This is a genomic window from Duganella sp. Dugasp56 (assembly GCF_047304105.1).
Taxonomy (GTDB): Bacteria; Pseudomonadota; Gammaproteobacteria; order Burkholderiales; family Burkholderiaceae_D; genus Rugamonas; species Rugamonas hordei.
In genome coordinates, this window is the sequence record NZ_JBGLYQ010000094.1 from 1 (window position 1) to 6,487 (window position 6,487).

A 6,487-nucleotide genomic window follows, 5' to 3' on the forward strand; every position below is an offset into this window, starting at 1 on the left:
GTGGTGGGGGCGGCAGGGACGGTAGGGGCGGCGGCGTCCATGTCAGGCCAGCCAGTCCACTTCTTTGCCCAGCGCGTGGCTCAGGCGCTGCCAGCGGCCGGCGGCGGTGGCGTCGATCTGGTTGCTGGCGGTATCGACCTTGCAGCCGCCGCGGCCCACGTGCGGATCCTCGACCACGCGCCAGCCGCCCTTGTCCAGCTCCTCGCCGATGCCGGCGCGCACCACGGCGGCGTCGTCCGGGTGCAGCACCAGCAGCGCCGGCTGCTGCAGCACCGGCAGGTATTCGATGGCGTCGCGCACGATGGGCAGGATCAGCTCGGGCTTGACCTGCAGCGCGTTCTTCAGCATGCCCTTGGCCAGCTGCAGCGCCAGTTCCAGCACGTCGTTGGCGATCAGCTGGTCGGCGTCGTGCAGCGCGTTGTTGAAGTTGGCGGCGATGGCGCGCACGTGCTCGAGCTCCTCGGCCGAGGCGATCTTGCCGGCCGCCATGGCGTCGGCGTGGCCGGCCGCATGGCCCTCGTCGTAGCCGTCCTTGCGCGCCTCCTCGCGGATCGCTTCCAGTTCCTCGACGGTGGGGTAGTCCAGCGGCGGCGGCAGCGGCGGGCCCATCTCGACCAGTTCCTGCTGCTCCTGTATCACTTCCAGCACGCGCTGCTCGGCGGCGAGGCGCGCGTTTTCCGCGTCGATCTCGCGCTGCTCGGCTTCGCGCAGGGCGAGCACGCTGGGACGCTCGTCGCCAAACGACGTCATCTCCCAGCGCTGGAACGCGGACTGCTGTTCTTTCGGTAGCATGGACATTAGACGAACGAATCCTCACCTTTGCCGCCAAGCACGATCTGACCTTCGTCGGCCAGGCGGCGCACGATCTGCAGAATCTGCTTCTGCTGGGTTTCCACTTCGGACAGGCGCACCGGTCCTTTCGATTCCAGGTCTTCGCGCATCATTTCCGATGCACGGGCCGACATGTTCTTGAAGATCTTGTCGCGCAATTCCTGCGACGCGCCCTTCAGGGCGATGATCAGCATTTCCGACTGCACTTCGCGCAGCAGCAGCTGGATGCCGCGGTCGTCGATGTCGATCAGGTTGTCGAACACGAACATCTCGTCCATGATCTTCTGCGCCATGTCGTTGTCGTAGTTCTTGATGTTGTCCATCACCGAACCTTCTTGCTCGCCGCTCATGAAGTTGAGGATCTCGGCGGCCGCGCGGACGCCGCCCAGCGACGATTTCTTGATGTTTTCATTACCCGACAGCAGCTTGGTCAGCACGTCGTTCAGTTCGCGCAGCGCGGCCGGCTGCACGCCGTCCAGGGTGGCGATGCGCAGCACCACGTCGTTGCGCAGGCGGTCGGTGAAGTGGCCGAGGATTTCGCAGGCCTGGTCGCGCTCCAGGTGGACCAGGATGGTGGCGATGATCTGCGGGTGTTCGTTGCGGATCAGCTCGGCCACGGATTGCGAATCCATCCACTTCAGCGATTCGATGCCGGAGGCGTCCTTGCCGCCCAGGATGCGCGACAGCAGCACCGAGGCCTTGTCGTCGCCCAGCGCCTTGGTCAGCACCTGGCGGATGTACTCGTCCGAATCGAGGCCGACTGTGGAGGCGGCCGCCACCATGTCGCGGAAGTTGTCCAGGGTGCCGACCACTTCCTCGTGGGGCACGTTCTTCATGGTCGCCATCGCCGCGCCCAGCTTGAGCACCTCGCGCGGGCCGAGGAATTTCATCACCTCGGCGGCCTCGCTCTCGCCCATGGCCAGCATCAGGATCGCGGCTTTTTGCAGTCCGGTATTCTCAGTCATTTGCGCCTATCCATTCTTTAATGACGTTGGCAACGATGCGTGGATCCTCGGTTGCCAGTTTCTTGGCCATGGCCAGGTTTTCGCGGTAGCCGCGCGCGGTGTTTTCTTCCATCTTGCGCAGCTCTTCCTCGGCGATGAGGGCCTCGTCCGGACCTTCCTCGACGACTTCCTCCGGCTCTTCCGGTTCCGGCTCCGGCGCGTTGATCTCGTCGATCTTCTTGAACACCGGACGCATCATCGGACGCACGATGCGCAGCACGATGTACAGCAGGATCAGCGCGGTGATCAGGAACTTCGCCAGGTCCTTGGCCATCGGCAGGTTGGCCGGATCGCGCCACCAGTCCAGCGGCGCCTCGTAGGGCTTGTCGACGCCGTCGAACGGCGAGTTGGCCACGCTGACGGCGTCGCCGCGGTCCTGGTTGTAGCCCATGGCCTGCTTGACCAGGTCGTTGATCTTGACCATCTCTTCAGGAGTATAGGCCTTAATGGTGACCTTGCCATCCTTGCCGACGATGCGCTTGTAGTTGACCACCACGGCCACGGTCAGGCGGCGCAGGCCGCCCATGCCGCGCTGCTCGTAGCGCACGGTCTTGTCGACTTCGTAATTGGTGGTCGATTCCTTGTGCGTCGGACCGGCGGCGGTGGTGTTGCCGGCGGCGCCCGGCGGCGTGCCGGGGGCGGGCGCGGTGCCGGTCGGGGAGCCGGCGGTCTGGGTCAGCGGCGCGGTGGCGGTGCCGGGCGGCTGGTTCGACAGCGCGCCGGGGATGCCGCCCGGATTGTTGCTGCCGTTGTTGCCGTTGGTTTCGCTGCTCTGCTGGCTGCGGATGGCCGACGCGGCCGGCGGCGAGTTCGGCTTGTAGGTTTCGGCGGCCTGCTCGATCTGGGCGAAATCGACGTCGGCGGTGGCCTCGGCGCGCACATTGCCTTCGCCGACGATGGGGATGATGATCGATTCGACCTGCTTGATGACCTGCAGCTGCATGTCCTTGACATACTTGAGCTGGGTCTCGTCCATGTTCTTGGCGTTCAGGCCGGCGTTGCCGTTCTTGTTCTGGTCGGAGATCAGGTTGCCGGCCTGGTCGACCACGGTGACGTTGGCCGGCAGCAGTTCCGGCACGCTGGAGGCGACCAGGTGCACGATGGCGGCGGTCTGGGCCGGGTCGAGCATGCGGTTGGGGTGCAAGGTCAGCAGCACGGAGGCGGTCGGCTTCTGCTGGTCGCGCACGAACACGGACGGCTTGGGCAGCGCCAGGTGGACGCGGGCGTTCTCGACGGCGGCGAGCGACTGGATCGAGCGCGCCAGTTCGCCTTCCAGCGCGCGCTGATAGTTGACCTGTTCGAGGAACTGGGACACGCCCAGCTTCTGGTTTTCCATCAGCTCGAAGCCGACGTTGCCGCCCTTCGGCAAGCCTTGCGCGGCCAGTTTCAGGCGGATGTCATGGACCTGGTCGGTCGGCACCAGGATGGCCGTGCCGTTGTCGGAGAACTTGTGCTTGACGTTGAGCTTGTCCAGCTCGGCCGTGATGGCGCCGCCGTCGCGGTCGGTGAAATTGGAGAACAGCACGCCGTACTCGGGCGGCTTGTTCCACAGCCACAATCCCAGCAGGATGGCGACCACGGCCGCCGCGCCGGCCGCGCGCAGGAAGTTGCGGCCCATCGGCGTCTGGATAAAGGGCAGCTTTTCCGCACCGTCATCTTCGGCGGCGTCGGCTGCTGTGTCGTTGTCGATTTGTTCGGCTACGGCCATGATGGTTGGTTTCCGGGTACGAGGTTAGCTGGAGAATGAGCCATTATTGCCTGTTGCGGGGCGATTCAATGCGCGGAACAGAGCGCCGTTTACCGTCCTGCTCGGTCATGTGGCCTTGCTTTCCGCTTGGTATTCTGGCAGCACTGATAGAGCCGTGCCGTATTGTAACGCCGTGCTCAGCCATGTCGTGGAATTTGTTCCATGACAGCAACAAGACGGGAGTAAGCGATGAAGACAGGTGGTATAGACGGCAGCCAGATCCAGGCCATGATCGCCCAGCTGAAGGCGCACGCCACGCGTCCGGGACTGACGCCGCCGGTGATCAAGACCGAACCGGCGCCGGCCGCCAAGGTCGAGTTTTCCGATGCGTTGAAGAATGCGCTGGACGGCGTCAACGCCAGCCAGGTGCAGGCCGACGACATGGGCAAGAAGTTCGCGATGGGGGACGACAGCGTCAGCCTGTCGGACACGATGATCGCGATGCAGAAGGCCAGCATCAACTTCCAGGCCACGATCCAGGTGCGCAACAAGCTGGTGTCGGCCTACCACGACATCATGAACATGCAGGTTTAGCTGAGGCCGGCGATGCGGGCGTTGCGTTCGCGTTCGAGCTTGGTGATGTAGCGCTGCACGCTGGCCAGGTTGCCGCGCGAGATGTTGACGAACTCGCAACCCAGGCGGCGGTTGCTCTTGTTGTTCAGCAGCGTCAGGTCCAGCGAGTTGCGGATCTGCAGCGCGGTCGCCACTTGGCCGATTTCCGGCAGGTCGATGCGGCAGTCCAGGTAATTCTTGCCGATCGCGTCACCCAGGATCAGCTTGTTGTCGAGGATGGCGATGCCGCCGCAGCTGATGTCGGCCAGCGGGAAGGTGGTGGGGCCGCCCAGGTCCTCCGGCAGCGGGATCACCACCCGCACCGGATTGGTCACCGGCGTGGCGATGCGGTAGTACTCGCGCCGCTGCAGCCGGATCAGCGTGGCCGGCACGGCGATCTTGAACGCCGGATTGCCTTCATAGGTGGTCGACTCGATATGCTCGGTGGCGAACAGGATGCGCACCTTGTCCAGCGTGGTCTCGAACGACAGGCGGCGCGACGCCAGGATGCGCTTGTTCTGTTCGGTGTCGATCGAGCAATCCAGGTAGACCGTGTTGTGCGCTTCGTCGACGTCGAGGATGGAGGTGACGCAGACGTCCGACTCGCCCTTGATCAGCATGCGGATCAACTGGTTTTTTTCGCCGATACCCCGCAGCAAGGAGAGGATCTCCTTCCGTGATTCGACTTCGAAATCGTGCCAGTTTTCCAATTCCGCATCCTGAAAGTGTGGGTACATCTAAGCCTGTCGAGTCAAATTTCGATAAGAGGGATGCCGGTGTCCGGTGGCGCGGGAAGCGGCAGGCCGGACTTTTGCGCTGATTCAATATGATATAGCCAGGCCAATAGTTCCGCAATCGTCCTATAGAGCGTAGGCGGAATTTGTTGATCTAAATCTACATCCATGAGCAGAGATACAAGTTCCTTGGACTCGTGGATGAACACGCCGGCCTCCAGCGCGACGCTGATGATCTGCTCGGCCACCAGGCCGCGGCCCTTGGCCACGACCTTGGGCGCCGGCTCGCCGCTCTGGTAGGCCAGGGCCACCGCCTGCTGCAGCGGCCGGCGCGGCGTGTCATCCGTCATCGCGCTCTCCCTGGGCGATGGTCAGCGAGGACAGCGGCGCGCCGGCCGCCTCCATCGCCTGCTCCAGCCGGCTGGCGTAGGCGCGCAGCGTGTCGGCGGTGTCGCCGCTGTCGGCCTGCACCTGGATATGCACCTGGCCGCCGACCAGCGTGACCGCCGCCGACACCGAGCCCAGCATCGGGAAGCGGAACTTCACGCCGCTGCGCCAGATCTGCTCGGGCTCGCCGTCGGCGCCACCCTTGCCGTCGTCCTTGCGGCCGTCGCGCTGCTCGCGGCGGATTTCCCACTGCATCGGCTGGCCCGGCCAGGCCTGGCCGTTCCATTGCACGCGGCCTTGTTCCTGGGTGTGCAGCTGCTGGTTGATCAACTGGGCGGACGTCAGGTCCGGACCGCTGGCGGCGGCGCGGGCGGCGCTTTCGCCGCTTTGCAGCATGCGCTGCATTTGCGGCTCGCGCATCAGGTCCGGCAGCGTGCGCTCGCCCTTGACCCATTCGGTGACATGGGACTCGTAGAACAGGCCGCTTTGGGATATGGTGTCGTGCAGCTTTTGCGCCAGCTGCTCGGTCGACGGCGCGGCGTTGCCGAACAGCGCGGTCTTGCCGATCAGGGCCAGCGGCGCGGCGAGGCTGTTTTGGGCGGTGCTCAGCACGCTGGTCAGCACCCGGGCGGTGTTGCTCAGCGTCGCTTGCGGCGTATTGGGGTCGAGGTCGGGCAGTTCGTTGGCCGGCGTCAACGGGGCCTTGCCGAGCAGCGTCGCAGCCAGGCTTTGCGGCTTGACGGCGTCGGCCGGAATGGCGGAGCCGGCGGCGCCTGCGGCTGGTGCGGCAGCGGCGGCGCCCGCCGGGCCGGCTGCGTTCGCTGCGCCGGCGGCCGTGCCTGCCGCCGGGCTGGCCGCAGCGGCTGCGGCACCTGCGGGAGCAGCCGGCCGGCCGGCTGCTCCCGTCACGGCGCCATCAGCGGAATCTGCTTCGGCGGCGACAGCGGCAGGGCCGGCAGTCCCAGCCGCGTCGCCGGCCTTGCCAGTTGCGACCGGCTGGCCTGCGGCAGCCGCAGCCGTGCCACCGGCAGGCGCTTGCGGTGCCGCTGCGGTGCCGCCGGTAGCGGCCGGCGTCGTGCCGGGCTTGGGCTGGCCCGGCAAGGCTTCGGCGTCAGCCGCCGTGCCCTCTGCTGGAGCGCCGCTGGCGCCGGCGGCACCTGGCTGGCCTGGCGTGGCGCCGGACGGACGGCCGCCGTTCGGCAGCGCCGGCGGCGCATCCTGGGATGGGAGGG

The 6,487-nt window shown here is 65.9% G+C and carries 7 protein-coding genes; 1 reads left to right on the top strand and 6 read right to left on the bottom strand.

Annotation, left to right across the window (positions count from 1 at the left end):
* Nucleotides 1–42: 42 nt before the first annotated feature.
* Genes ACCD07_RS31975 through fliF form a run of 3 tightly spaced genes read right to left on the bottom strand, consistent with a single transcriptional unit; the run spans nucleotide 43 to nucleotide 3,543 of the window.
* Nucleotides 43–798 (bottom strand): flagellar assembly protein FliH, encoded by a 756-nt coding sequence (locus ACCD07_RS31975; RefSeq protein WP_176654198.1) that lies wholly within the window; start codon nucleotides 796–798, stop codon nucleotides 43–45.
* Nucleotides 798–1,796 carry a flagellar motor switch protein FliG gene (gene fliG, locus ACCD07_RS31980; protein ID WP_008451337.1) on the bottom strand — a complete coding sequence of 333 codons (999 nt, stop codon included), beginning with the start codon at nucleotides 1,794–1,796 and terminating at the stop codon, nucleotides 798–800. The genes ACCD07_RS31975 and fliG overlap by 1 nt, the downstream gene beginning before the upstream one ends.
* Nucleotides 1,789–3,543: a flagellar basal-body MS-ring/collar protein FliF gene (gene fliF, locus ACCD07_RS31985; RefSeq protein WP_176654199.1), complete on the bottom strand. Its 1,755-nt coding sequence runs from the start codon at nucleotides 3,541–3,543 to the stop codon at nucleotides 1,789–1,791. The genes fliG and fliF overlap by 8 nt, the downstream gene beginning before the upstream one ends.
* 228 nt (nucleotides 3,544–3,771) lie before the next feature.
* On the opposite strand from fliF, the gene fliE reads away from it, so the two are divergent.
* Entirely contained in the window at nucleotides 3,772–4,116 is a 345-nt protein-coding gene (fliE, locus tag ACCD07_RS31990) for a flagellar hook-basal body complex protein FliE (protein WP_176654200.1), read from the top strand.
* Here fliE and ACCD07_RS31995 read toward each other — a convergent pair.
* From ACCD07_RS31995 to ACCD07_RS32005, 3 genes are all read right to left on the bottom strand, one after another.
* A complete protein-coding gene (locus ACCD07_RS31995; protein ID WP_413449661.1) occupies nucleotides 4,113–4,871 on the bottom strand; it encodes a flagellar brake protein in 759 nt (252 codons plus the stop codon). The two genes, fliE and ACCD07_RS31995, sit on opposite strands and share 4 nt — an antisense overlap.
* Nucleotides 4,872–4,885: 14 nt before the next feature.
* Nucleotides 4,886–5,218 (bottom strand): EscU/YscU/HrcU family type III secretion system export apparatus switch protein, encoded by a 333-nt coding sequence (locus tag ACCD07_RS32000; protein WP_176654202.1) that lies wholly within the window; start codon nucleotides 5,216–5,218, stop codon nucleotides 4,886–4,888.
* A partial coding sequence (locus ACCD07_RS32005; RefSeq protein WP_413449662.1) for a flagellar hook-length control protein FliK occupies nucleotides 5,208–6,487 on the bottom strand: 1,280 nt, incomplete at its 5' end. The genes ACCD07_RS32000 and ACCD07_RS32005, both read right to left, overlap by 11 nt.